The following is a 25794-nucleotide window of genomic DNA, read 5'->3' as shown; positions in this document are numbered from 1 at the left end:
GATGACACCCGCCGCCCGCGTCCAGACCTCCATCGAACTGCTCGACGCGATCATCGAGGCTGCGCGCAGCAAGGGTGCGCCCGCCGACCGTATCCTCGCCGAGTGGTTTCGCAACAACCGCTTTGCTGGATCGAAAGACCGCCGCGCCATCCGCGAGCTGGTCTATTCCGCCATCCGCGCCTGCGGTCCGGTGCCGGACAGTGGCCGCGCGGCCATGCTGCGCTTCGCCGAAAGCGACGCCAGCCTTGCGCCGCTGTTCGATGGCTCGAATTACGGCCCTGCGCCGATCGGTGCCGGGGAGGCGGCGGCGGAAGGCGGCGTGGCGCCCGCGTGGCTCGCCCAGCGCCTCTCCCAGTCGGACATCGAGGGTGCGGAAGCCGAGGCACTTCTCGGTCGCGCGCCGCTGGACCTGCGCGTGAACACGCTCAAGGCCGATCGCGCTACACTGGCGCTGCCGGTGGAGACCGCCAACACCGACGCGCCGCATGGCCTTCGCCTCGAACCCGGCACGCAGGTCGAGCAATGGGCCGAATGGCGCGAGGGCGCGTTCGAGGTTCAGGACACGGGCTCGCAGCTCGCCTGCCTCGCGGTCGATGCCAAACCGGGCGAGACGGTGATCGATCTGTGCGCCGGCGGCGGGGGCAAGACGCTCGCGCTGGCAGCGGCAATGGACAATCTCGGCCGGTTGATCGCTTCGGACACAGACCGCGGCCGCCTGTCGCGCCTTGCGCCGCGCGCGGAACGGGCCGGAGCCACCATCATCGAGACCCGTCTCCTCGATCCCAAGCGCGAGTTCGAAGCGCTGGCCGATCTGGAAGGCCAGGCCGACGCCGTCATGATCGATGCCCCCTGCTCCGGCACGGGCACATGGCGCCGCAATCCCGAGGCGCGCTGGCGGCTCGACGAGGCAGAACTGGCGCGGCTCACGGCGCTGCAATCGGAGCTTCTGGATCTCGCGACGCGCCTCGTGAAACCGGGCGGGCGTATCATCTATGTCACATGCTCGCTGCTCGACGAGGAAGGGGCAGGGCAGTTTGAAGCGTTCTTGGAGAGGGTTAACACCTTCTCCCCGCAGGGTATTTCTCTGCCCGCCGGTCGCCCGCGCGGGAACGGCATCCGCTTGACACCGTATCACGACGGTACGGACGGATTTTTCATCGCCCGTGCAGATAGATCGTGTTAGCTTTCTTGGTATGGCTAACGACCAGCCTTCCGCGAGATCATCGCTAACGGAGACGATTATGCGTTTTGCCCCTGCCGCCGCCGCCCTGTCACTGGCCCTTGCCATGACCGCCAGCGTCAGCCTCGGGCAATCGCGCGATCCGGACCCGCGGGCGGGGATGCTGATTGCCGAAGGGCAGTCGGCCTTGGCAGCGGGCGACACGCAAGGCGCCATCGATGCCTATGAAGCCGCGTTGACGGTCGACCCAGGCTACACGCCGATCTTCATCCATCTCGCCGAAGCCGCGCGCGCGGACGAGCTTCAGGGCAAGGCCATCCGCTACTACCGCGAAGCGCTGGCGCGCGATCCCAACAACCTCGCCGCCATCGCGGGCGAGGGGGCGGCCATGGCCGAAAAGGGTGCGATCGAGAAGGCCCGGCTCAGCCTTGCCAAGGTCCAGTCGCTGTGCGGAGATAGCTGCCCCGAAACGCGCGAACTCGCTGCGGCCATCGCTGCGGGTCCGCGTCAGCCGGTCATGACGGCAGAGGCCGTGGTCCAGCCGCAGCCGCAGTCGAACTGACCCTCAGACCAGCTCGCGAAACTCTTCCAGAACAGCGCGGTAGACGCGCTTCTTGAAGGGAATGATGAGGTCGGGAAGCGTCTCGGCCTCCACCCATTTCCAGTCGCAGAACTCGGGCGGATCATGCGCTTCGAGATCGATGTCCGCATCCGAACCGGAGAAGCGGGCGAGGAACCACACCTGTTCCTGACCGCGGTACTTGCCACCCCAGAGCTTGCCGATCAGCTCCTCGGGTAAGTCGTAGCGGATGGGTTCGGCGGTTTGCCGGATCAGCGTGACATGCTCCTCGCGCGCGCCGGTTTCTTCGGCCAATTCGCGTAGAGCCGCGTCCTTCAGATCCTCGCCTTCGTCGACGCCGCCCTGCGGCATCTGCCACCAGTCGCCTTCCTTGTTGTCGATCCGCCGCCCGACGAAGACACGGCCTTCGCTGTTCACCAGCATCACGCCGACGCAAGGCCGGTATCCCAGTTCGTTCACTTGTAACGCTCCACCATCAGTTCGACCGCATCGAGAAACGCGTCGAGGTCTTTCTGCCCGCTCGGTATCGCCTTGCGCAGCGTTGTAAAGCCATGAATGATCCCGGGAAATTCGAGATAGACGACCTCGGTGCCCTGCTCGATCAGATGCGCAGCGTATTCACGGCCGGAATCGCGCAAGGGATCGAGACCGGCGGTGCAGACCACCGTGGGCGGCGTGTTCGAGCAGTCGCCGATCATCGGCAGATTGCGCGGGTCTTCGGGGTCGGCGGCGTATTGCTCGGTAAACCAGTTCATCGCCGCGCCGGTCAGTAGGTAGCCGTCGCCGAAATCCTTGCGCGAGCGGTGTTTCGAGACGTCGCTCGCCACCGGATAGATCGGCGCCTGCACGATGACGGGCACATCGGCAGGGTCGTTCACCAGCTGGTTGGTGGTGACGATAGTGAGATTGCCGCCCGCGCTGTCGCCCGTGATCACAAGACCTGTGATGTTGAGGCCCAGCGCATCTGGCGAAGAGGCGACCCAACGCGCTGCCGCTTCGCAATCGTCGGGCGCGGCGGGGAAGGGGTCTTCAGGGGCGAGGCGGTATTCGACCGAGACCACCGGCAAATCGAGCCGGTAGGCGATCTCGGTACACAGAGCGTTGTAAACATCGCGGTCGCCGATCACGAAGCCGCCGCCGTGGATGAAAACCACGCACGGCCCGGCCTCGCGGCTTTCCTTCGCGTCGTAGAAGCGCAGCGGGATATCGCCATCGGGGCCAGGGCAGGACAAGTCGCGGATTACCGCCAAGTCGCGGGCCGGCGCTTCGGCTAGCGACCCCAAAGTTTTCATCTGGGTGCGGCCTTCGACGGCGCCGACTTCCTCCACGCCCTTGCCGCCCATCGCCTCGAGCATATCGAGGAAAGCGCGTACATCCTCGCGCACGAAGTGTTCGTCTGTCGCCATCGGTCTCTCTCCCTTCGCGTTGCAAAATGAGACTTAGCGAAGGCTCGGCGCTTTTCCACCTGCCTTTTTCCGGCTAGCAGAGAAACTTCGTTGTGAGAGGAGGGAGCGGCTCCTAGGTGGCGCTCCCGATGAACAGCGCCGGACACACGGCGCGCGACAAGGAATTTTCTGGATGGCAACAGCCGCCACCGAAGGCCCCCACGGTCTCCACGAAAGCCCCGAAGCCATCGTCGTGCGGTTCGCCGGCGACTCAGGCGACGGGATGCAGCTCACCGGTGGGCAGTTCACGCTTTCCACCGCGCTGGCCGGAAACGACCTTTCGACCTTCCCCGATTTCCCGGCAGAGATCCGCGCCCCGCAGGGCACGTTGTTCGGTGTCTCGGCCTTTCAGATCAATTTCGGATCCAGAGAGATCAACACCGCCGGCGACGCGCCCGATGTGCTGGTGGCGATGAACCCGGCGGCGCTGAAGGTGAACCTTGCAGCATTGAAGCCCGGCGGCCTCATCATCGCCGATACCGGCGCCTTCACCAAACGCAATCTCGACAAGGCGCATTACGAGGCCAATCCACTCGAGGACGGCAGTCTTGCGAAGTTCGACGTGCTCGCCTTCGACATTAGCGAGAAGACGATCGAGGCCGTAAAGCCCTATGGCCTTGGCAACAAGGACGCGCTGCGCTCCAAGAATATGTGGACGCTGGGCCTCGCCCTGTGGATGTTCGATCGTCCGCGCGAGCCGATCCACGACTGGCTGAAGGCGAAGTTCAAGTCCAAGCCCGATATCGCCGATGCGAACATCGCGGCATTGGATGCTGGCCATGCCTACGGCGAAACTGCGGAACTCGCCGGACCGCTCAAGCAGGTTCATGTCGATCCCGTTCCCAGCGAGCCCGGCCTCTATCGCACTGTTACGGGTGCGGAAGCCGTCAGCCTCGGTCTTGTCGCTGGTGCGCAGTTGGCCGAATTGCCGATGTTTTTCGGCGGCTATCCGATCACGCCCGCTTCGGCGATCCTCCATCATCTCGCGCGGCTGAAGGAATTCGGCGTCACGACCTTCCAGGCAGAAGACGAGATTGCCGCCGTCTGCGCCGCCATCGGGGCGAGCTGGGCAGGGCAACTGGGTGTGACCAGTTCTTCCGGTCCGGGTATCGCGCTGAAAACCGAAGCCATTGGCCTTGGCATCATGACCGAGCTGCCGCTGGTGATCGTGAACTCGCAACGCGGCGGCCCCTCCACAGGCCTGCCGACCAAGACCGAGCAGAGCGACCTCTACCAGGCCGTCTATGGCCGCAACGGCGATGCGCCCATGCCGGTGATCGCCGCCCGCAGTCCCTCGGACGCGTTCGAAGTGGCCATCGAGGCCTGCCGCATCGCGGTCGAATACATGACCCCGGTGATGCTGCTGACCGACGGCTACATTGCGAATGCCGCAGAGCCGTGGAAAGTCCCGGACCCGGACACATTTGAGCCGTTCCCGGCCACATTCCTCGACCAGCCCAATGATGGCGAGAACTTCCTGCCTTACAAGCGGGACGCGAAGGGAGCGCGCCCTTGGGTAAAGCCCGGCACGCCCGGCCTGATGCACCGTATCGGCGGGATCGAGAAACACGAGCTGACCGGCAATATCGATTACTCGCCCGACAACCACCAGCGCATGACCGATGCGCGCAAGAACAAGGTGGAGGGCATCGTCGTGCCCGAGCAGGAGGTCTGCCTCGGCGAGACTTCGGGCAAGCTGGCCGTGGTCGGCTGGGGCTCGACTTTCGGCCCGATCCACCGCGCGGTCGACAATTGCCGCCGCAAGGGGCTGGACGTCAGCCACATCCACGTGCGCCACATCTGGCCGATGCCCAGGAACATGGGCGAACTGCTGTGCGGTTATGACAACATCCTCGTCCCCGAAATGAACACCGGCCAGTTCAAGACCGTCCTGCGCGACCAGTTCCTCGTCGACGCGCAGGCGCTGACAAAGACCAGCGGCCAGCCGTTCCAGATCGCGGAACTCGAAGAAGAGATCGGCAAGTATTTCGACGGGATCGACGGTAATGAAGGCGGCGAGGTCGCGGTCAACGACCAGCAGCTTCCCAGCCCCAAGGCGGAGAACGACTAATGAACGCACCCGCTAAGATCGAAACCACGCTCAAGGACTGGGAAACCGACCAGGAGGTTCGCTGGTGCCCGGGTTGCGGCGACTACGCCATCCTCAAGGCCGTGCAGCGCACGTTGCCGCAGCTTGGGTGTGATCCGGCCAAGACCGTGTTCATCTCCGGCATCGGCTGTTCGAGCCGTTTCCCTTATTACATGGAGACCTACGGCTTCCACACCATCCATGGCCGTGCCCCCGCATTTGCGACCGGCGCGAAGCTCGCCAATCCGGAACTCGATATCTGGCTGGTAACGGGCGATGGCGACGGGCTGTCCATCGGTGGCAACCATCTGATGCATGTGCTTCGCCGCAACGTGAACATGCAGATCATGCTGTTCAACAACGAGATCTACGGCCTCACCAAGGGGCAGGCTTCGCCGACCAGCCGCGAAGGCACCAAGTCGCCTTCGACCCCGATCGGCAGTTACGATCATCCCGCCCGCCCGGCCGCCTTCGCGCTGGGTGCGGGTGCGCGCTTTGTGGGCCGTGGGTTCGACGTCTCGAAGAACCTGCCCGACGTGCTCAAGGCCGCGCACGCCCACAAGGGCGCGGCTTTCATCGAGATCTTCCAGAACTGCATCGTCTACAACAAGGACGTCTTCAACGACTTCGCCGCGCCCAAGGGCGCCGAGGACCGGCAGCTCTGGCTGGAAGACGGCAAGCCCATGTTGTTCGCCAAGGACACCAAGGGCATCACGCTCAACCGCGAGACCCTCAGCCTCGAAGTGGTCGACGTGGTCGATGGCGACTGGGAAGCTGCCGATGTCATCGTCCACGAGGTCAAGAACCGATCGATCGCGCATATGCTGGTCGAAATGCCCTTCGGCCCGTTCCCGATGGCGCTGGGCGTCCTCTACGACGATCCGCACCCGACTTTCGAGGACGCGGTGATCGAAGAGCGCAAACTGTCGAGCGAGGGCAAGGAAGCAAACCTCGCCAAGCTGCTCGGCAAGGGCCAGACCTGGACCGTCAGCGGCACGGCGCAGGATCCGGTCTAGAGCTTTTCCTCGCTTTCGGTCGTATCGTCGACCGGCTGTTCGATCTTGCGGCGTTTCTGCAGGGTGATGGCAATCATCCCCATCAGCAGCGCCCACGCGAGACCGACCAGCCAGCCAGCGGCTACGTCGGTCGGCCAGTGAACGCCGAGATAAAGGCGCGAAAAGCCGATCGTCAGCGTCGCCAGCGCCGCCAGCCCGACAATGAAGCTGCGCGTGCGCGCGTCTTCGTAACTACGGGCGATAAGCACTGCGAGCGTGAGAAAGATGATCGCGCTGTTCATCGCATGGCCGCTGGGAAAGCTGCCCGAACTCACCGGAACAAGATGGGGCACGACATCCGGGCGGGCGCGCGAGAAGAGCGATTTCAGGATGCCGCTTATCATGGCCCCGCCGCCCACGGCAGCCGCGACCAGCAGCGTCTGGCGATAGCGTTTGCGCAGCACCAGGAAGCCCAGAGCGATCAGCGTGACAAGCGTCAGGATCGTTTCGCTGCCAAGGGCTGTGATGTCCACCATGGCCGTCTCGATGAATTGAGGCCCGATGGGTGTGGCGAGATCGTCCGAATGGCGCAGCGCCAGCAGGAAATTCCTGTCGAAGGCCCGGAAATCGCCCTCCATCATTTCGCCTGCCAGCGCGCCGAAGGTTACGGCGAGGCCGATGGCGACCACGAAGCCCAGCAGCAGCCGGTATTCATACTCTATTTTCTGCCAAAGGCCTTGCGCGATGCGAACCGATCTTGGAGTGCTCATGAAAGCCCAACTCGCGAGGCGGGAAAAGGGGTAAGGGCGGGAGAGGACCTCTGGACAATCTGACACACAGCCTCGTTGGCGCGCTGATCGGGCAGGCGGGGCTCAAGAAGAAGACCGGCTTTGCGATGCCCGCGCTCATCATCGGGGCGAACCTGCCCGATGTGGATGCGGCGTGCTTCTTCTGGCTTGAGGGCGCGGAACATCTCGGCTTTCGCCGCGGCATCACGCATGGCCCGCCTGCCTTGGTGCTGCTGCCGCTGATCCTTGCAGGGTTGCTCTACGGTTTCGACCACTGGCAGGCGAAGCGCGGCAAGCGGCCCGAGGACCGGCTGCCGGTCAGCTTTAAATGGCTGTTCCTGCTGAGCTTCATCGGCTGCCTTACCCACCCGGCGCTCGATTGGCTCAACGTCTACGGCATCCGCCTGCTCGAGCCGTTCTCCAGCCAATGGTTCTATGGCGACACGCTGTTCATCATCGACGTCTGGCTCTGGGCGCTGATGGGCTTTGCGACATGGCTCTCGCTCCGGCGCGAGAGGCGGGGCGGGGAGTGGAAGCGGCCTGCGCGTGTCGCGATCGTCGGGGCGCTGGCGTATATCGGCGTGAACTGGATGATTACCCGCGATGTAGAGCGGATGGATTCCTTGAACATGGAGGTCGGCGAAACGATTGCGGCACCGGTTGTTTTCGACCCCCGCACGCGGGATGTTATCTTCGTCAATCGCAACGGTCGACACGGCACTATTTCGGGCTTCCGGAAACAAGCAAAAGGTCGGATGGACTCTTTGGGAGACGCCTGGCTTCCTTCCTGCGATCTGGAAGGCGCAGCCCGGGCAGATTCGGAGATCGAAGCATTCCTGTTCTGGTCGCGAGTTCCATTTGTCGAGCGACGCGATGAAGATGAGTTGTGGCTTCGTGACGCACGGTTTGTCGACCCTCGCGTGGGTGACCGGTTCTCAGTTCGCTTACCTGAGAACACGTGCACCGAATTCTTCCGCTAAGGCGTACGCGGTCCGATTTTCTTGCCTGCCTCGCTATCCGCCGCAGCTTTTGCGGGTGCATAGAACAGGGCCGCCGCCAAGAACGCCCAGCCGGCGCCGCCCAGCCAGCCCGCCGTCACATCGCTCGGGAAGTGCACGCCGAGCATAACGCGGCTCCAGGCGACCATAGCGGAGAGCGCCATGGCAAAACCGATCACGGTGTAGCGCACCGTGTGGTTCTTGCTCAGCGCGGCAAAGGCGATGGCCATGCCGATATAGACCACGGCTGCCGAGAAGCTGTGGCCGCTGGGAAAGCTCTCGCCGCCAGCCTCGGTCAAATGCGGCACGATCTGCGGGCGCTCGCGCCCGACCAGAAGCTTGACGCCGGTGTTGGCGAGCCAGCCGGTGATAACCGTCGCCGCGTAGAGAAACGCCTCGCGCCGCAGCTTGAGGAATAGCAGCGCAACCACGGCTACCAGCGCGAAGAGGTTGCGCAGAAACACGCCGCCTAATGCCGTCACGTCGCGCACGCTCTCGAAGATGAGCTTGGGGCCGCTCGGACCGAGTGCTTCTCCGGTGCGATAGGAAAGGAGGCCGCGCTCGTCGAAATTCCCGGTCATGCCGTGGGTGACAGCGTAGACCATGATGGCAAAGCCGATCCAGCAGAACGCCGCAACAATCAGCGCCTTCTTGCGGTTGATCGTAAAGCCGCGCTCCGGGACTACAATGGCCTCGGCGGGGATGGGGGCTTCGTCCTGCTCTACGGCGGCGGTTTGCGTGCTTTCCATGAGGGGAGGAACATTTGGCCGCGTGTTTCCGTTCCGCTGGCATGAGTTCCCCCCAGATCGTCTGGCTGCGGCGCGACCTGCGCTTGGCCGACCAGCCCGCCCTCCATGCCGCCGCGCAAGCAGGTCCCGTCATACCGGTTTTCGTGCTCGATAGCGAGCGCGCGGGCGACCACGCCTATGGTGGCGCGTCGCTGGTGTGGTTGCACTATTCGCTGGAGAGCCTGGGCAAGAGCTTCGGCAGCCGCCGCTCGAAGATCGTCCTGCGCAAGGGCGATGCGCCGCAAGTGCTGGCCTCCATGGCTGATGAGGTAGGCGCCAGCTGCATCCACGCTGTCCGTCATTACGAGCCCTGGTGGAAGGAAGCAGAAGACGAGTTGCGCGATGCTCTCGGAGAAGAGCGGAAGCTGTGTCTCTACGACGGCAATTACCTGCTGCCACCGGGATCGGTGACGACCGGCTCGGGCGATCCGTACAAGATCTACACGCCGTTCTCGAAATCGATGCTGGAGGTCATGCCGCCGCGCGATGTTCTGGGGGAGCCGGAGACGATCTCCTCTCCCGACAGCTGGCCGGAGAGCGATGACCTCGACGACTGGGGCTTGCTCCCGACAAAGCCCGACTGGGCGGGCGGCATCCGCGAATTCTGGGAGTTTGGCGAGGCGGCCGCCCACGACCGCCTCGACTGGTGGGCTGACGAGGTCGCCAATTATGACGATGGCCGCAACTTGCCCTCGAAGGACATCACCTCGCGCCTCTCGCCGCACCTCCATTGGGGCGAGATCAGTCCCGCGCAAGTGTGGCATGCGCTCAAGGACAAGCGGAGCGACGGTTGGAAGACCTTCGCCAAGGAAATTATCTGGCGCGACTATGCGCAGAACGTCATCGACCAGTTTCCCGATTACCCGCGTGAGAGCTATCGCGATTATGACGAACGAACCTTGTGGCGAAACCCCAATGCCGGCCATCTGATCGAGGAGGACCTCGAATGCTGGCAGCGCGGGACGACCGGCTACCCCATCGTCGATGCCGGAATGCGCCAGCTGTGGCAGACGGGCTGGATCCACAACCGCGTGCGCATGATTTGCGCCAGCTTCCTCGTGAAGCACCTGCTGATCGACTGGCGCCACGGCGAGCAGTGGTATTGGGATTGCCTCGTCGACGCGGACTACGGGAATAACGGCGTAAACTGGCAGTGGATTTCGGGCACGGGCGTCGACAGCAATATGTTTAGCCGGATCATGGCGCCGCTCAGCCAGAGCGAGAAGTTCGACGCGGCATCCTATATCCGCGAATATGTGCCGGAACTGGCCGATCTGGACGACGACTGCATCCACGACCCGCCCGACGACAAGCGTGGCGACTATCCCGCCAAGATGATCGGTCACAAGGAAGCGCGCGAGCGGGCGCTCGAAGCCTATCGGGCAAGCAAGACGTAGCGGACTTGCCGCTTGCTTTGCGGCGCGGCATAGGCGCGCGGATGGATATGCAGACCAGCCCGCGCGGACGCAGCCTTGTCGAGGGCGCAAAGCCCTTTGCGCGCAAGCCCGGCCTGCTGGCGCGCTTGCTTGCGCCGGGTGTCGAGAAGATGCTCTCGCGCATCGACGAGGCGCTGGTTACCGGGACCATCCACGGCACGCTCCCCGACGGCACGCCGCGCACCTTGGGTGGCCGTGCGCCCGGCTTCGAATGCGTCTTCGAACTGCGCAGCTACCGCGCACTGGTCCGCATCGCGACGAATGGCTCGGTCGGCCTCTACCAAGGCTGGGAAACGGGGGAGTGGTGGAGCCCCGATCCCGTCCCGCTCTTCGCCATGTTCATGGAGCACGCCGAACGGATGGGCGACACCGCGCGCGCCAAAGGTCCGTTCCGCCGGGCGCTGAAGCTGGCGCATCTCTTCAATCGCAACACGCATGAGGGCGCGCAACGCAACATTGCCGCGCATTACGACCTCGGCAACGATTTCTACGCGGCATGGCTCGACCCAACGATGAGCTATTCGTCCGCGCTGGCCGTGGCCGACGATGCTCTGGAAGCCGCGCAGAAGCGCAAGTGGGCGGCACTGTACGAACGTATGGGCGATGCGGAGACGGTGCTGGAGATCGGCTGCGGCTGGGGCGCTCTCGCCGATTACCTGCAGGCGCGCGGGAGCCATGTGACCGCCATCAGCCTCTCGGACGAGCAACTGGCCTGGGCGCGGTCGCACCATGCGAGCGCCATCGATTTCCGCAAGCAGGATTATCGCGACACTTCGGGGCAATACGATGCCATCGTCAGCGTCGAGATGGTCGAAGCGCTGGGCCGGGAATACTGGCCGACCTTCATGGATTGCGTTGCTCGAAACCTGAAACACGGCGGGCGTGCGGCGATCCAGTACATCTCGATCCGCGACGAATTGTTCGAGGAATACGCAAAGAGCGCCGATTTCATTCAGGCCTATATCTTCCCCGGTGGCCTGCTGATCCGCACCAGCGAATTCCGCAAGTTGGCAGAGGAGCGGGGGCTCCAATGGACCGACCAGAAGGATTTCGGCCTCGATTACGCCGAGACGCTGCTGGAATGGCGCGCTAATTTCGACCGCGCCGTGGAAGAGGGGCGCTTGCCCGCGGGCTTCGACGCGCGGTTCTGCGATCTGTGGCGCTACTACCTGATGTATTGCGAGGGCGGCTTCCGCGGCGGGGGCATCGATGTCCACCAGGTGACGCTGGTGAAAGAGGGAGAAGAATAATGCGGACCGTTCTGGTTTCGACACTGGCACTGGCCTTGAGCGCTTGCGTGAGCACCTACGATGAGCCTGCGATTGCACCTGCAATGCCAACGGTCCCGGCCGTCACGCAATCGACGCCGCAGACCATGGCGAGCCTCGATCCGTCGGACTCGATCCTGTTCTGGAGCGACGAACGCCGCTCGGCCGCATTCCGCGACATGGAGAGCCTCTTTCCGGGTCTCGAAGTCGCGCCTGCAAACCAGACACGCAATTTTCCTGCCGGAACGCCCCTCGATGAAGCTAGCGCGGCCAAGGCGCGGCAATTCATGGCCGAGACGGCTGCTGCTGGCGTGATGGTCCTGAAAGACGGTAAGGTCGTTTACGAGGAGTACGGCCTCGGTTTTGCGCCCGACCAGCGCTGGACCAGCTTCTCGGTTGCCAAGAGCTTCACCTCGACCCTGCTGGGTGCCGCCATTGCGGACGGATATATCGAGAGCCTCGATGCGCCCGTGACCGGTATCATCCCTGCTCTGGCAGGGACCGCCTATGACGGTGTCACGGTCGGCCAGATCGCGACCATGACCTCCGGCGTGGCGTGGAACGAGGATTACACCGATCCCGATAGCGATGTCGCCAAGATGCTCGCCGTTACGCCTGTTGCGGGGGAGTCGCAGGCGGTGACCTATGCCCGCACGCTGACGCGCGAGGCTCCGGCGGGGGACAAGTGGGTCTACAAGACGCTCGAGACCAATCTCCTCGGCCTGATCGTCGAGGAAGCCACGGGCAAGTCGCTGGCAGCCTATGCCGCCGAGAAGATCGTCGAGCCGTCAGGCTTCGAGAACGGCCTGTTCTGGATGCAGGACCTGACGGGCGGGAATATCGGCGGGTGCTGCCTGTCGCTCAGCCTGCCCGACTATGCGCGCTTCGGTCAGTTCGTACTGGAGGGCGGCGAGGGTGTCGTTCCCGAAGGCTGGTTCGCCGAGGCGGGCGCGCCGCAGGTCGATTTCGGGCCGCGCGCTCCCGGCTATGGCTATGGGTATCAGTGGTGGTCCTACCCCGGTAACACCTACGGCGCGCAGGGTATTTTCGGACAGGCCATCACCATCGTGCCCGAACAGGGTCTCGTGGTCGCGGTGGTCAGCAATTGGCCGACCGCGACGAGCGCCGCCAATCGCAACAAGTTTCAGGAGCTGGTGCGTCAGATCGCGCTCAGCGCGCAGTAGTCTCTCGATGCGAGTGGTGGCGGAGGCCGTAAGGCTCACCGCCACCGACGACGAGCCATCCGGACACGGTTCAGGCCAGGCCCATCAGGCCGCCGCCAAAGCTGTCGGTGTCGTCGCCTTGCTCGTCTGGATCAGTAAGGGCGGTAGGCGCCCTGACCGCTGTAACGCGCGAGGATGTTGTCGTGCACGATCGGCGAGAGCAGCTCGTTGAAAGCGCAGCCGACCATGCAGTTTTCCCACCAGACGACCTGCGCCTGGAGCGATTCCAAGCCCGGCAGCGTCAGCCAGCACATCTGACCTTCGTGCATGCGGTTGATCGCCGCAGCCGAGAAGCCCGAGATCGAGAGGTCGTGAACGACCGTCTGGAAGGCGCGGCCACCGCTGGCGCGCAGTTGTCCGGGAATGGTGAGTTTCGTGCGAGGCGCGCAGCGATCTTCTTGCGCGACCATCGTGTAGCGATCTTGCGTCTGGTAGTTCATGTCCGCCGACCTTTTGCCCTGAGTCCGAGTACCGTTTCGCCACGCACCGGAGACGCGCGCGACATTTATCGGAATCTCTCGCGTCGGGCTTAAGGAAAGGTCACGGGGCAGGGTTAACGGCTTATTCCACCCGCTCTCGGTGGCGCGTGGGATAATCGTTAACAACCAGCTCGACGATGCGATTTCCGACCACTTCGGGCCCTTTCACCGTTTTCGGGTCTTCGCCCGGATAGGCTTTTGCCCGCATCGCGGTGCGAGTCGCGCCGGGATCGAGCACCGCCACGCGGACATTGCCGATCTTTTCGACTTCCTGCGCGTAGCTATCGAGCAGATTGTCGAACGCAGCCTTGGTAGCACCATAGGCGGACCAATACGCCCTCGGGTCTTTACCTACGCTGCTGGTAAGGCCGATCACGCGTCCGGCCTCGGCGCGCTTGAGCAGCGGATCGAAATTCGCCAGCAGCGCCTGCGTGGCGAGGAGGTTGGTGGTGACCGCCTGGCTGAATTGCTTCCCGTCGATCTGCGTCACGGGCGTGAGGGTAGGGAGGTAGGCGGCCGAGATCACGAGGATGTCGAGCTTGTCCCAGCGGCTCGCAATGGCGGAGGCGAGGCGGGCAATCCCGTCGCTTTCGCCAAGGTCGACCGGCGCAATGGTAGAAGCGCCACCCGCATCGTGGATCCGGTCCTCGACCGCCTCGAGCGCGCGGACATCGCGGCCCGTTAGCACAACGTGCGCACCGGCTTCGGCCAGGGCGAGAGCAGTGGCAGCGCCAATGCCCTTGCTGGCGCCGGTTACGAGGGCGAGCTTGTTTTCAAGCGACTTGGTCATGTCAGGCGGCGTTTTTTCCAACGGGTAGCGCGAGTTCGTGCTGCTTATCCTCGCGGCGGTTGAGGTCGGTCAGCGAGGTCGGGTAATCGCCGGTGAAGCAGGCGTCGCAAAATTGCGGGCATTCCTTCACGCGCGGCTTTTCGCCCACGGCGCGGTAGAGGCCGTCGATCGACACGAAGGCGAGCGTGTCGGCCTTGATGAATTCGCACATGGGTTCGACATCCATGCGCGCGGCGAGCAGCTTGCTGCGCTCGGGCGTGTCGACGCCGTAAAAGCAGCTGTGCGCCGTCGGCGGGCTGGCGACGCGGAAATGGACTTCCTTCGCGCCCGCATCGCGCATCATCTCGACGATCTGCAGCGAGGTGGTGCCGCGCACGATGGAATCGTCGATCAGGACGATCCGCTTGCCCGCGACGAGATTGCGGTTGGCGTTGTGCTTGCGCTTCACCCCTGCGTGCCGCGCGCCGTCCGATGGCTGGATGAAAGTGCGCCCGACATAGTGCGAGCGGATGATGCCCAGCTCGAAGGGGATACCGGCTTCCTGCGCATAGCCGATGGCTGCGGGAACGCCGCTGTCGGGCACGGGGACGACCAGATCGGCCTCCACCGGGCTTTCCTTGGCGAGCTCCGCGCCGATGGCCTTGCGCGCTTCGTACACGCTGCGTCCGGCAAAGAAGCTGTCGGGGCGGCTGAAATAGACGTGTTCGAAAATGCAGGGGCGGGGCTTGTGCGATCCGAAGGGATGCAAAGAATCGATGTTGCCGTCGTAATCGACCTTGATCAGCTCGCCCGGCTCGACCTCGCGAACCATTTCCGCGCCGACCACATCGAAAGCGACGCTCTCACTGGCGAAGACCGTGGCATCGCCGATGCGGCCCATGACCAGCGGACGAATGCCCAGCGGATCGCGGCAGGCGATCATGCCCTCGGGCGTCATCACGATCAGCGCATAGGCACCTTCGAGCAGGCGCAGCGCGTCGATCAACCGGTCGACAATGGTGGGATAGCGACTGGTCGCGACGAGGTGGATGATCACCTCGGTGTCGGACGTCGACTGGAAGATCGCCCCGCGCTGGACCAGTTCTTCGCGCAGCGTGCCGGCGTTGGAGATATTGCCGTTATGCGCCACGGCGAAGCCGCCGCTCGCAAGGTCGGCGTAAAGCGGCTGCACATTGCGCAGGCCCGATCCGCCGGTCGTTGAATAGCGCACGTGTCCCGCCGCCATATGGCCGGGCAATTCGGCAATCGCTTCGGAAGAGGAGAAGTTCTCCGCCACGTGCCCGAGGCCGCGGCGAACGCGGAACTCCGCCCCGTCCCAGGCGACGATCCCGGCCGCTTCCTGTCCGCGATGCTGCAAGGCGTGGAGGCCGAGCGCGGTGACCGCGGTCGCATCGGCCGCGTTGATCGCGCCGAACACGCCGCATTCTTCGCGGAGTTTGTCGCCATCCTCGTCGAGGAAGGGGTGAGTGCAGTTCCCGAGGGGCGTATTCATGTGGGGGCTCGTCCGCGCTGCCAACCGAATGCGGCCCCAATGGCGATGTTACGGCGCGATTACAAGGTTTGTGAGACAGGCGGCGGGGGAGATTTTGCGCCCGTTCATTGCGCCGCCACGAAACTGTGCCTAAACGCCCCATCCAACGCCAAATTATCGCCAAGGGTCGCCTTGCTGCTTTCACCTTTCGAACGAACCATCGCCAAGCGCTACCTGCTTCCCGGCAGGAGCGAGGCGTTCATCGCGCTCGTGGCGGGCATTTCCATAACGGTCGTCATGCTCTCTGTCGCCATGCTGGTGATCGTGATGAGCGTGATGAACGGCTTCCGCGCCGAGCTGCTGGACAAGATCGTCGGCCTCAACGGCCATGCCATCGTTCAGGCCTATGGCGGTCGTCTCGACGATTGGGAGAATGTGCTCGAGGAGGTCCGGCAGACCCCCGGCGTGGTCGAAGCCTCGCCGCTTATCGAACAGCCGCTGCTGACCACCTTCAACGGCCGCGTCGAGGCGATCCTGCTGCGAGGAAACACACAGATGGACATTCGCGAACTCGGCGAAAAGTCGATCAGCGGCAACATGGACGCGCTGCAGCCCGGCGCGAGCAAGGTCGCCATCGGGGTTCGCCTCGCGGAAAATATCGGCGCGCGCGTCGGCGATACGATCACGATCATCAACCCGCAGGGCCGCTCGACGCCCTTCGGCACGGTACCTCGCCAGGTAGGCTACGAGGTCGCCGCGATCTTCGAGGTCGGCGTCTACGATTACGACGGCGCCTTCGTCGTCATGCCGATGCAGGACGCGCAGACGCTCCTTCTCACCGGCGACAAGATCGGCATGATCGAAGTGCAGGTGACCGATCCGGACGAGGTCGGCGAAATCCTCGCACCGGTTCAGGAAAGTCTCGCCGGACGGGCCGTGGTGCGCGACTGGAAGACGATCAACGCGACGCTGTTCGAGGCGCTTCAGGTCGAACGCGCGGCCATGGCTTTTGCCTTGAGTTTTATGGTCTTGGTTGCCGCATTCAACATTCTTTCGAGCCTTGTCATGCTGGTGCGCGCAAAAACGCGCGACATTGCGATCATGCGCACCATGGGGGCGACCCGCCGCAGCCTGACGAAAATTTTTGTCACCACCGGCTTTACGGTCGGGGCGCTTGGTACGATTGCCGGCCTCATCTTGGGCGCGCTGGTTCTCGGCTTCCGCGAGCAGATCGTGGCGGGCATCAGCTGGCTGACCGGAGCCGATCTGTGGGACCCGCAGGTGCGCTTTCTCAGCACCATTCCTTCCAAGCCCGATCCGGTGGAGATTGCCATGATCGTCGGGCTCGCGCTGGTGATGAGCTTCCTCGCGACGCTTTACCCGGCGCTCAAGGCGGCAAGCACCGATCCGGTACAGGTCCTGCGCTATGAGTAACGCCCATCTGCGCCCCGTGGTCGAATTGCGCGGCCTTACTCGTAGCTTCGAGCAGGGCGGCGTGCGTATCGACGTACTGCGCGGGGTAAATCTCGACATCATGCCGGGCGAAATCGTCGCCCTGTTGGGGCCTTCCGGTTCGGGCAAGTCGACGCTCTTGCAGGCGGTGGGACTGCTCGAGGGCGGCTTCGGCGGCGAAATCCTGATTGCCGGGCACTCGGCCGAGAAGAGCAACGCCAACGCGCGCACTTCCCTGCGCCGCGATCACCTTGGCTTCGTCTACCAGTTCCACCATCTCCTGCCCGACTTCGACGCGCGCGAGAACGTGGTGCTGCCGCAGCTCGTGGCAGGAACGCCGCGCAAGGACGCCGAAGCGCGCGCGGAGGAACTCCTTACCGCGCTCGGTCTCGAGCATCGCCTCGATCACCGCCCGAGCCAGCTTTCGGGCGGCGAGCAGCAGCGTGTTGCCGTGGCCCGCGGATTGGCGAACCGGCCCGATCTCGTGCTGGCGGATGAGCCGACCGGCAACCTCGACGAGGCCACCTCGGACCGCGTGCTCGAGCAATTCCTCGCGCTGGTGCGGGGCGAGGGCAGTGCGGCGCTGATTGCCACGCATAACGAACGGCTCGCAGCGCGCATGGACCGCGTAGTGCGCCTGCACGAAGGCGTGCTCGAATAAGGACCCGGAACGCGTCTCAGCCGTTGGTCAGGCAAAAGGAGGAATTTTGCATGACCGACCATCCGAGCACCTACAAGGGCGATGCTACGCAGCATAAGGGTATCCAGTGGGATGACCGCGCGGCCCTTCATCGCAAGGGCGATGGCGACGGCGTGCTCGACGGTGCCAAGGGGCTGCGCAGCGGCACCTTCGCCGAACTTATCCGTCATGTCATGCTGCTGCCCCAAGCAGAGCGTTCCGATTACTACATCGAGAAACTGGGCGATCGCGAATACCATATCGAGGAGATCATCGATCTTTCGCGCAGCGATGGCTTTCCCCCTTCGTAAGCGCCTTTGCGCCCTTGGCCGATGAACTCTGGCCTTTCGGCTTCACCCAGCTAGGCTTGAGGTGAGGGAGGTTACATCATGCTCGAATTCCTGATCTTGCTGACGGCACAGGCCGCTGCGCCGGACGCAGCAGCGCCGCCGCCGACTCCCCCGAAATGCGAAGGAGAGCCTTACGAGGCTTTCGATTTCTGGGTCGGTGAGTGGGATGTTTATCCCCACCGTGCCGATGGCGAGCCCGCAAAGGTGGCCGAAAGCCGTATCGAAAAAGTGAGCGCTGGCTGTGCGATCCGGGAAACCTGGATGCCGCTTCGGGGGCGGGGCGGCACGAGCCTTTCCGCCTACGATCCCGATACCGAGGGCTGGCATCAGCTGTGGGTCGGGGGCACACCGGGTCGCGTGTTCTTCGACGGAGGCCCGGTCGACGGAAAAATGATCCTCACCGGCCCATGGGGCAAGGCTGCCGATGGAACGCCTTTGCTCGTGCGAATGACATATAGTTTGCGTGACGACGGCAGCGTGCGCCAACACGGACAGGCCAGCAAGGACCACGGCCCTACCTGGACCGACTATTTCGACCTGATCTATCGCCGCAAGGACTGACCCGCCGATGACCACGATTGCCGATTTCACCGTCGCCACCAACAAGGGCGAGGAGCTCGAACTTCAGGAGAAGCTCGGCAAGGTGCTGCTGGTCGTCAACACCGCCAGCAAATGCGGTTTCACTCCGCAGTACGACGGGCTGGAAAAGCTTTACCAGGACTATGGCGACAAGGGCTTCGAAGTGCTCGCCTTTCCCTGCAACCAGTTCGGCGCGCAGGAACCGGGCGATGCGGAGGAGATCGAGCAGTTCTGCAAGGTCAATTTCGGCCTCACTTTCCCGCTGATGCAAAAGGTCGACGTGAACGGCGACGAGGCCAGCCCGCTGTTCGACTGGATGAAAAAGGAAGCGCCCGGCCTGATGGGGTCGAAAGCGATCAAGTGGAACTTCACCAAGTTCCTGATCGACCGCGAGGGGAATGTCGTGAAGCGCTACGGCCCGGCCGACGCTCCGGCGGGTATCGCGAAGGATATCGAGAAGCTGCTGTAACCGGATTGCAGCGGCGTTCGAAAGGCGGGTCATGCTTTCCGATATCAACCAGTGGTTTCTCTCGCTCGGCGCCGAATACGGCGTGAACCCCTATATCTTCGGCGGGATCTATGTGGGTGCGATCCCCTTCTTCCTCGCCTCGATCGCCTGGCTGGTGAAGCGGGCGAGGGCGGGGCGCTCGACCGTGGTCCCGACGCTCGCCGCCGGGTTTTTCTTCGTTTCGGCCTATATCTATCTTGCGATTGCAGGGCGGAATATCCCGGTCTGGGTGTGGATCTTCCTCGCCGCGCTGGTCGTCTACGGGGCGTGGTCGACGATCCGCGACACCCGCCGCAAGATCGCCGCGCCCGACGAGGAGTGATTTTCTCCACAAGCGGTGGAGAATAACCCGCCGCCGGCGCTTTGCGATTGGCGCGCGAAATCCTACCTTGTGGGGATGCCCTACAAGCCTTTCGTCCCGCTGCGTGTGCTCTCGGCCTATTCGATGCTCGAAGGGGCGATCGACCCCAAGGCCATGGCCAAGCTGGCGAAGGAGCGCGGCTTTCCCGCCATCGCGATTGCGGACCGCAACGGCCTCTACGGCGCGGTCATGTTTGCCAACGCCTGCAAGGCGGAGGGAATTCAGCCGATTACCGGCACACTGCTCGGCGTGGCGCGCGACGAGGAAGGCCGGGTGGTCGACTATTTGCCGCTCTATGCACAGAGCGAGGCGGGCTATGACAATCTCTGCCACCTCGTGTCGAAAGCGCATCTGGAACGCCCGCTGGAGTTCGAGCCGCATATCCAGATGAGCGAACTTGAAGGGCGCACCGAGGGCCTGATCGCACTCACCGGCGCGAGCGAGGGCGGCGTCACCCGACTGCTTGCGGAAGGCCAGACGAGCCACGCCACCGCGCTGCTCGACAAATTGCAGGCGCTGTTCCCGGACCGCCTCTACATCGAGCTCGCCCGCCGCGGAAACTCGGTCGAGGAAGCCGCGGAGGCGGCGCTGGTCGACCTCGCCTATGAGCGCGACCTCCCGCTCGTTGCCACCAATCCCGCCAATTTCGCCGAGCCGCATATGTACAAGGCGCATGACGCCATGCTGTGTATCGCGAACTCGACCCATGTCGATGCGGACGAGCGCCCGAAGTCCAATCCCGAGGCTTACGTCAAGACCGCGCACATGATGGACGAGGCCTTCGACGACCTGCCCGAAGCCACCGCCAACACGCTCGTCATCGCCCAGCGCTGTGCCTATGCGCCGCCTTATCGCAAGCCTATCCTCCCCAGCCTCGCCGGTGACCTCGAAGGCGAGGCGAAGATGCTGGAAGAGGATGCGCGGCGCGGCCTCGAAGCGCGGCTTGAACCCTATGGCGAATTGCCGGAGGACGAGCGCAAGGTCTATTTCGACCGCCTCGATTACGAGGTCGGGATCATCAACCAGATGGGCTTTCCCGGCTACTTCCTGATCGTTGCCGACTTCATCAAATGGGCAAAGGACCACGATATTCCGGTGGGGCCGGGCCGTGGTTCGGGTGCAGGCAGCCTCGTTGCGTGGGCGCTGACGATCACCGACCTCGATCCGATCAAGCTTGGCCTGCTGTTCGAACGCTTCCTCAACCCGGAACGCGTCTCGATGCCCGACTTCGACATCGACTTCTGCGAAACCCGCCGCGGCGAGGTGATCCGCTATGTGCAGGCCAAGTACGGCCACGACCATGTCGCGCAGATCATCACCTTCGGTAAGCTGAAGGCCCGCGCCGTGTTGCGCGATACGGGCCGCATCCTCCAGATGAGCTACGGTCATGTCGACCGCATCTGCAAGATGGTGCCGAACCATCCGACCGACCCCTGGACGCTGCCGCGCGCGCTCAATGGGGCGGCCGACTTCAAGGCCGAGTACGACAACGACAACGAGGTCAAGCGCCTGATCGACCTCGCGATGCAGCTGGAAGGCTTCCCGCGCAACAGCTCGACCCACGCGGCCGGCGTGGTGATCGGCGACCGGCCGCTGGCGCAGCTGGTCCCGCTCTACCGCGACCCGCGTTCCGACATGCCGGTGACGCAGTACGACATGAAAAATGTCGAGAGCAGCGGCCTCGTCAAATTCGACTTCCTCGGCCTCAAGACGCTGTCGGTCCTCAAGAAGGCGACCGACCTGCTCAAGAAGCGCGATATCACGATCGACCTGTCGCAGCTCGAACTGGACGATCCGGCAGTCTACGAACTGATGAAGGCGGGTAACACCGTCGGCGTGTTCCAGCTGGAATCGGAAGGGATGCGGCGCACGCTGACCGCAGTGAAGCCGACCAATTTCGGCGACATCATCGCGCTAGTCTCGCTTTACCGGCCGGGTCCGATGGACAACATCCCGCTGTTCGGCAAGCGCAAGGCGGGCGAAGTCGAAATCGAGTACCCGCACGAGAAGCTCGAAGGCATCCTCGCCGAAACCTACGGCATCTTCGTCTACCAGGAACAGGTCATGCAGGCCGCGCAGATCCTCGCCGGATATTCGCTCGGCGATGCAGACTTGCTGCGCCGCGCGATGGGTAAGAAAGTCCAGGCCGAAATGGACATCCAGCGCGAACGCTTCGTGGAGGGGTGTAAGGAAGTCAGCGGCATCGAGAAAGCCAAGGCCAACGAGCTGTTCGACTTGATCGACAAGTTCGCAGGCTATGGCTTCAACAAGTCGCACGCCGCCGCTTACGCGCTGCTCGCGTATCAGACCGCGTGGCTGAAGGCGCATTACCCAGAAGAGTTTTTTGCCGCATCCATGTGCTTCGACATGCACCAGTCGGAGAAGCTGACGATCTTCGTCGACGACGCGCGCAGGCAGGGCATCGCGGTCGAGCCGCCGTGCCTCAACAAGTCCGAAGCCGAGTTTACCGTCGAGCAGACCGATACGGGCTACGCCGTGCGGTACGCGCTCGCAGGCATCCGCAATGTCGGCGAGAAGGCGATGGAGAATATCGTCGCCGAGCGTGAGGTATCCGGCCAGTTCGACAGCCTCCAGGACCTCTTCGAGCGGATTCCCAAGGGCTCGATGAATTCGCGCCAGCTGGAAGCGCTGGCCTGTGCGGGTGCGCTCGACAGTCTCGAGCCCAACCGCGCCAAGGTCTTCGAGAACGCCGACATGCTGCTGGCGGTCGCCGATGCGGCCGATCGTGAACGCACCAGCGGTCAGGCGAGCATGTTCGGCGGCGAGGATGCTCCGGGCGAGACACTGCGCCTGCGCGAGGTCGAGGACTGGCCGCGCGCCGAACGCATGGCGCGCGAACGCGAGAATTTCGGCTTCTATTTCTCCGCCCATCCGGTTGCCGCGTGGAAGGACATCGCTTCGGCCAATGGTGCGAGAACGTATGCCTCACTGATGTCGGGCGGGGCGCCCTCCGGTGGCCGCTCCAACGCGGTGATGGCGGCCATGGTCGAGAAGGTGAACAAGGGCACCACGCGCCGCGGCAAACCCTTCATCCGCGCCGATTTCTCCGACGCGACCGGCCAGTTCAGCGCGGCTTGCTTCGAAGAAGGCATGGTCGAACGCTTCCTTAAATGGGCCGAGGAGCAGACCTGCGTCCTCCTCCAGGTCGAACTCGATTTGCCGAGTCCCGACGAACCGCCCCGCATCACCGTGCGCGGCGGTACTCCGCTGGCGGAGGTCAAAGGCGCCACGCCGATGATCCTGACGCTCGATATCCTCGATATCGCTGCGGTCGAAACGCTCAGTGCGGAATTGTCGGAGGCGGGCAAGGGACAGGACGAAGTGCTCGTGACGCTACGGATCGGCGGCGAGCTTGAACCTGCCATGCGACTGGGACGCGACTTCGCGCTCGACGGGGAGCTTGCAGAACGCTTGGCAAGCGTGCCGGGCCTTGCCAAGGTGCAGCTCGACAAGCGGCGCGGCGGCTCGCACCTTCGCCTCGTCGCCTGACCGACACGCGCCGGAGAGAGGCGCACGAGGCAAGGAGAGAGGCTGGAATGCTCGGAGCGATGCAGGAATGGACCATGCGCGTGACGCATGTGATCGACCACGCGGCACGTGAGGCGGGGACCCGCGAAATCCTCACCTATTGGGCGGACGGGACGGAAACCCGCACCGACTGGGCCGGCATTCGCCGCGACGCGCTCAAGATGGCGCAGGCGCTACAAAGGCTGGGGCTGAAGCCGGGAGACAAGGTCGCCAGTATCGCGATGAACCACGCGCGGCACCTCGTCAGCTGGTTTGGCGTCGCGGGCATGGGCGGCGTCCTCCACACGGTGAATCCGCGCCTGTTCGAGGACCAGCTCGAATACATCATCAACCACGCCGACGACCGCGTGGTGATTTACGACGCCATGTTTCAGCCGATCATCGACAAGATGAAAGATCGCTGGCCGAAGGTGGAGCACTACATCTGCTTCGACAGCGGTGAACACACCACCTCGTTCGAGGACTGGATCGGCGCCGAGGATGGCGAGTTTGAGTGGGTCGAGGGCGACGAGCGCGAACCCTGCATGATCTGCTACACCAGCGGCACCACGGGCAATCCCAAGGGCGTGCAGTACGAGCATCGCAGCACGATCCTGCACGCCATGGCGGGCCTCCAGCCGAGCGCGCTAAACTGCATGACCTCTTCGGTTTATCTCCCCGTCGTGCCGATGTTCCATGCCGCCAGCTGGGGTCTGCCCTATGCCGGCGCAATGGCGGGGATGAAGTTCGTCTTCAGCCAGGTCAACGATCCCGCGGTGCTCGATATGCTGATGAAGCGCGAAGGCGTGACCGACAGCGCCGGTGTACCGACCGTCTGGCTGGCGCATTTCCAGTATTGCGACGCCAATAATCTCGAACTGCCCAAACTGCGGGCGGCGACCATCGGCGGCTCGGCCGCGCCCAAGTTCATGATCGAACGGCTGATGAAGAACGGCACGCGCGTCCAGCACGCCTGGGGCATGACCGAGACCAGCCCGATCGGCACGGTTGGCGGCCCCACCCACGATTGGGACCAGCTTTCCTTCGAGGAGCAGGTCGCCAAGACGATGATGCAGGGCCGCCCGATCTTCGGCGTCGAACTGCGCACGGTCGATCTCGACGATCCGACCAAGGTCTTGCCGCGCGATGGCAAGACCAGCGGCGCGCTTCAGATTCGCGGCCCTTGGGTCGTGAAGCGCTACTTCAAGGCCGAGGAAGACGCGGTGACCGAGGATGGCTGGTTCAACACCGGCGATGTCGGCATGCTCCATCCCGACGGCACGCTGCAACTCACCGACCGCACCAAGGACGTGATCAAATCGGGCGGTGAGTGGATTTCCTCGGTGGAGCTGGAAAACGCCGCCGTCGGCCACCCGGCGGTGGCCGAAGCGGCCTGCATCGGCATGTTCCATCCCAAATGGGACGAGCGCCCGGTGCTGTTCGTGGTGAAAAAGGAAGGGCAGGATTGCGACGACAAGTCGATCCTCAATTTCCTCTCCGACAAGGTCGCCAAATGGTGGCTGCCCGATGCGGTCGAGTTCGTGGACGATATCCCGCACACCGCCACCGGAAAGATCAGCAAGAAAGACCTGCGCGACCGGTTCGCCGACTACAAGCTCGAGGCGTAATGAACAGACGAAATCTTGCAGCATCGGTCGTTTCGGCAAGCCTCGCGCTTGGGGGCTGCGCCGTGTCCGACAAGGGGATCGCGGCGCTTCCCGACAGGCCGGTCTTACTGACGATTGCCGATGTCACCGTGTCGGATGGCACGCAGTACAGCGTGACGACCGGTTATGGCCCGCGCGGTGCCTTCTACAAGGCCGAATATTCCGACCGGATCGTGCATTACTCCACCGATGGCGAAACGGCGTATTCGCTTGAGGGCGGCGAGCGCACCGAAATCCCGGAAAGCTATATCTTTCACATCGAATCGCAGCTGTTTCACGCGCAAGTTTCCGAATTTGCCGAGCTAAACGAGGGTGTATCGATGATCCGCTCCTGCGGAACGGAGGACGCCCCCTGCCGTGAAAAAATCGGGAACGAGGGGTCGCGGTTCTTCGGTGTGCACTACCGGGCCCTGCAGTCAGACCCTCGAACGGGTATCCCATTCGCCATCCTCGCCTATCGAAAGGGTCAGTCCCCGATTGTCGCCCGGTTCAGCGATTGGCGCACGGTAGACGGAATGCCGCTCGCTTACCGGGTGGTGGTAGAAGATGGCGTGCGCACTTTCGACTACCGGTATCGTTCGATCGAGGGGCTGTGAGCCGCCTGATCCTGCTCAACAAGCCCTTCGGTGTGCTGTCGCAATTCACCGGGGGCAGGGAGGGTGTCGAGGACACGCTCGCGCACCTGGTGGACGTTCCGGAGGTCTATCCTGCGGGGCGCCTGGACAAGGACAGCGAGGGGCTGCTCCTGCTGACCGATGACGGGCGGCTCCAGTCGCGAATCGCCGAGCCGCGCTACAAGATGGCGAAGACTTATCTTGTGCAGGTGGAAGGGGAGGTGGGGGATGAGGCTCTTGAGCAGCTGGCCCGCGGCGTCCAACTCAAAGACGGTATGACCCGACCCGCCCGCGCAAAACGTATCGATCCGCCGCCCGTGTGGGAGCGCGACCCGCCCGTGCGCTATCGCAAGAGCGTGCCTGACAGCTGGATTGCGCTGGAGATTAACGAGGGACGAAACCGACAGGTCCGCCGCATGACGGCCGCCGTGGGCCTGCCGACACTTCGCCTCATCCGTTGGCGGATCGGAGAGTGGAGCGTCGAGGGCATCGCGCCGGGCACCTATCGTGAAATCGAGGTATGAGG

Annotated in this window: 25 protein-coding genes; 18 read left to right on the top strand and 7 right to left on the bottom strand. The window is 63.7% G+C overall.

Going from position 1 to position 25794, the window contains the following annotated elements; all coding sequences use genetic code 11:
- The first annotated feature begins 1 nt into the window (after position 1).
- On the top strand, positions 2–1183 hold the full coding sequence (locus K3148_RS13090) for an RsmB/NOP family class I SAM-dependent RNA methyltransferase (protein ID WP_221425198.1): 1182 nt from the start codon (positions 2–4) through the stop codon (positions 1181–1183).
- 58 nt (positions 1184–1241) lie between these two features.
- The gene (locus K3148_RS13085) at positions 1242–1742 is read left to right on the top strand and encodes a hypothetical protein (protein ID WP_221425197.1); all 501 of its coding nucleotides are present in this window, start codon (positions 1242–1244) and stop codon (positions 1740–1742) included.
- A gap of 3 nt (positions 1743–1745) precedes the next feature.
- On the opposite strand, the gene K3148_RS13080 is transcribed toward K3148_RS13085, so the two are convergent.
- Together K3148_RS13080 and K3148_RS13075 are read right to left on the bottom strand one after the other, a co-directional pair.
- Complete coding sequence (locus K3148_RS13080; RefSeq protein ID WP_247711689.1) at positions 1746–2183, bottom strand: RNA pyrophosphohydrolase; 438 nt, start codon at positions 2181–2183, stop codon at positions 1746–1748.
- Between the two features lie 32 nt (positions 2184–2215).
- Entirely contained in the window at positions 2216–3166 is a 951-nt protein-coding gene (locus tag K3148_RS13075) for an alpha/beta hydrolase (RefSeq protein ID WP_221425195.1), read from the bottom strand.
- A gap of 172 nt (positions 3167–3338) precedes the next feature.
- Between K3148_RS13075 and K3148_RS13070 the strand changes: the two genes are divergently transcribed.
- Both K3148_RS13070 and K3148_RS13065 read left to right on the top strand, forming a co-directional pair.
- Positions 3339–5276: a 2-oxoacid:acceptor oxidoreductase subunit alpha gene (locus K3148_RS13070; RefSeq protein WP_221425194.1), complete on the top strand. Its 1938-nt coding sequence runs from the start codon at positions 3339–3341 to the stop codon at positions 5274–5276.
- Positions 5276–6310, top strand: coding sequence for a 2-oxoacid:ferredoxin oxidoreductase subunit beta (locus K3148_RS13065; RefSeq protein WP_221425193.1), 1035 nt, complete (start codon positions 5276–5278; stop codon positions 6308–6310). The genes K3148_RS13070 and K3148_RS13065 overlap by 1 nt, the downstream gene beginning before the upstream one ends.
- Here K3148_RS13065 and K3148_RS13060 read toward each other — a convergent pair.
- On the bottom strand, positions 6307–7059 hold the full coding sequence (locus K3148_RS13060) for a phosphatase PAP2 family protein (protein WP_221425192.1): 753 nt from the start codon (positions 7057–7059) through the stop codon (positions 6307–6309). The two genes, K3148_RS13065 and K3148_RS13060, sit on opposite strands and share 4 nt — an antisense overlap.
- 50 nt (positions 7060–7109) lie before the next feature.
- Here K3148_RS13060 and K3148_RS13055 point away from each other — a divergent pair, with 50 nt between their 5' ends.
- On the top strand, positions 7110–8057 hold the full coding sequence (locus K3148_RS13055; protein WP_221426727.1) for a metal-dependent hydrolase: 948 nt from the start codon (positions 7110–7112) through the stop codon (positions 8055–8057).
- Here the strand turns inward: K3148_RS13055 and K3148_RS13050 are convergent.
- A complete protein-coding gene (locus K3148_RS13050; RefSeq protein WP_221425191.1) occupies positions 8054–8824 on the bottom strand; it encodes a phosphatase PAP2 family protein in 771 nt (256 codons plus the stop codon). The genes K3148_RS13055 and K3148_RS13050 overlap by 4 nt on opposite strands.
- A gap of 41 nt (positions 8825–8865) precedes the next feature.
- Here K3148_RS13050 and K3148_RS13045 point away from each other — a divergent pair, with 41 nt between their 5' ends.
- Genes K3148_RS13045 through K3148_RS13035 form a run of 3 tightly spaced genes read left to right on the top strand, consistent with a single transcriptional unit; the run spans position 8866 to position 12751 of the window.
- On the top strand, positions 8866–10260 hold the full coding sequence (locus K3148_RS13045; protein ID WP_221425190.1) for a cryptochrome/photolyase family protein: 1395 nt from the start codon (positions 8866–8868) through the stop codon (positions 10258–10260).
- Positions 10261–10301: 41 nt separating this feature from the next.
- Entirely contained in the window at positions 10302–11549 is a 1248-nt protein-coding gene (locus tag K3148_RS13040) for an SAM-dependent methyltransferase (protein WP_221425189.1), read from the top strand.
- A gap of 47 nt (positions 11550–11596) precedes the next feature.
- The gene (locus K3148_RS13035) at positions 11597–12751 is read left to right on the top strand and encodes a serine hydrolase domain-containing protein (RefSeq protein ID WP_247711584.1); all 1155 of its coding nucleotides are present in this window, start codon (positions 11597–11599) and stop codon (positions 12749–12751) included.
- Between the two features lie 131 nt (positions 12752–12882).
- Here K3148_RS13035 and K3148_RS13030 read toward each other — a convergent pair whose 3' ends face one another.
- The 3 genes from K3148_RS13030 to purF all read right to left on the bottom strand — a co-directional run bounded on the left by K3148_RS13030 (position 12883) and on the right by purF (position 15551).
- Positions 12883–13230 (bottom strand): PilZ domain-containing protein, encoded by a 348-nt coding sequence (locus K3148_RS13030; protein ID WP_006832268.1) that lies wholly within the window; start codon positions 13228–13230, stop codon positions 12883–12885.
- A 121-nt stretch (positions 13231–13351) separates the two neighbouring features.
- Positions 13352–14059 carry an SDR family NAD(P)-dependent oxidoreductase gene (locus K3148_RS13025; RefSeq protein ID WP_221425187.1) on the bottom strand — a complete coding sequence of 236 codons (708 nt, stop codon included), beginning with the start codon at positions 14057–14059 and terminating at the stop codon, positions 13352–13354.
- A gap of 1 nt (position 14060) precedes the next feature.
- Positions 14061–15551 (bottom strand): amidophosphoribosyltransferase, encoded by a 1491-nt coding sequence (gene purF, locus K3148_RS13020; RefSeq protein ID WP_221425186.1) that lies wholly within the window; start codon positions 15549–15551, stop codon positions 14061–14063.
- Between the two features lie 171 nt (positions 15552–15722).
- Between purF and K3148_RS13015 the strand changes: the two genes are divergently transcribed.
- The 10 genes from K3148_RS13015 (at position 15723) to K3148_RS12970 (ending at position 25792) form a co-directional block, all read left to right on the top strand.
- Positions 15723–16964: a lipoprotein-releasing ABC transporter permease subunit gene (locus K3148_RS13015; protein WP_221425185.1), complete on the top strand. Its 1242-nt coding sequence runs from the start codon at positions 15723–15725 to the stop codon at positions 16962–16964.
- Positions 16957–17643, top strand: coding sequence for an ABC transporter ATP-binding protein (locus tag K3148_RS13010; RefSeq protein ID WP_221425184.1), 687 nt, complete (start codon positions 16957–16959; stop codon positions 17641–17643). The genes K3148_RS13015 and K3148_RS13010 overlap by 8 nt, the downstream gene beginning before the upstream one ends.
- Positions 17644–17693: 50 nt before the next feature.
- On the top strand, positions 17694–17972 hold the full coding sequence (locus tag K3148_RS13005) for a hypothetical protein (protein WP_221425183.1): 279 nt from the start codon (positions 17694–17696) through the stop codon (positions 17970–17972).
- 78 nt (positions 17973–18050) lie between these two features.
- The gene (locus K3148_RS13000) at positions 18051–18572 is read left to right on the top strand and encodes a hypothetical protein (protein WP_221425182.1); all 522 of its coding nucleotides are present in this window, start codon (positions 18051–18053) and stop codon (positions 18570–18572) included.
- A 7-nt stretch (positions 18573–18579) separates the two neighbouring features.
- The gene (locus K3148_RS12995) at positions 18580–19059 is read left to right on the top strand and encodes a glutathione peroxidase (protein ID WP_221425181.1); all 480 of its coding nucleotides are present in this window, start codon (positions 18580–18582) and stop codon (positions 19057–19059) included.
- Between the two features lie 31 nt (positions 19060–19090).
- Complete coding sequence (locus K3148_RS12990) at positions 19091–19420, top strand: hypothetical protein (protein WP_221425180.1); 330 nt, start codon at positions 19091–19093, stop codon at positions 19418–19420.
- Between the two features lie 75 nt (positions 19421–19495).
- Positions 19496–22969 carry a DNA polymerase III subunit alpha gene (gene dnaE / locus K3148_RS12985; RefSeq protein ID WP_221425179.1) on the top strand — a complete coding sequence of 1158 codons (3474 nt, stop codon included), beginning with the start codon at positions 19496–19498 and terminating at the stop codon, positions 22967–22969.
- 47 nt (positions 22970–23016) lie between these two features.
- Complete coding sequence (locus K3148_RS12980; RefSeq protein ID WP_221425178.1) at positions 23017–24615, top strand: long-chain fatty acid--CoA ligase; 1599 nt, start codon at positions 23017–23019, stop codon at positions 24613–24615.
- Between the two features lie 62 nt (positions 24616–24677).
- On the top strand, positions 24678–25250 hold the full coding sequence (locus K3148_RS12975) for a hypothetical protein (RefSeq protein WP_221425177.1): 573 nt from the start codon (positions 24678–24680) through the stop codon (positions 25248–25250).
- Complete coding sequence (locus K3148_RS12970; protein ID WP_221425176.1) at positions 25247–25792, top strand: pseudouridine synthase; 546 nt, start codon at positions 25247–25249, stop codon at positions 25790–25792. Before K3148_RS12975 ends, K3148_RS12970 begins: the two co-directional genes overlap by 4 nt.
- Positions 25793–25794 lie beyond the last annotated feature (2 nt).

This window comes from Qipengyuania aurantiaca, from assembly GCF_019711375.1.
Classification (GTDB): Bacteria; Pseudomonadota; Alphaproteobacteria; order Sphingomonadales; family Sphingomonadaceae; genus Qipengyuania; species Qipengyuania aurantiaca.
This window is presented reverse-complemented; position numbering and strand designations above follow the sequence as displayed.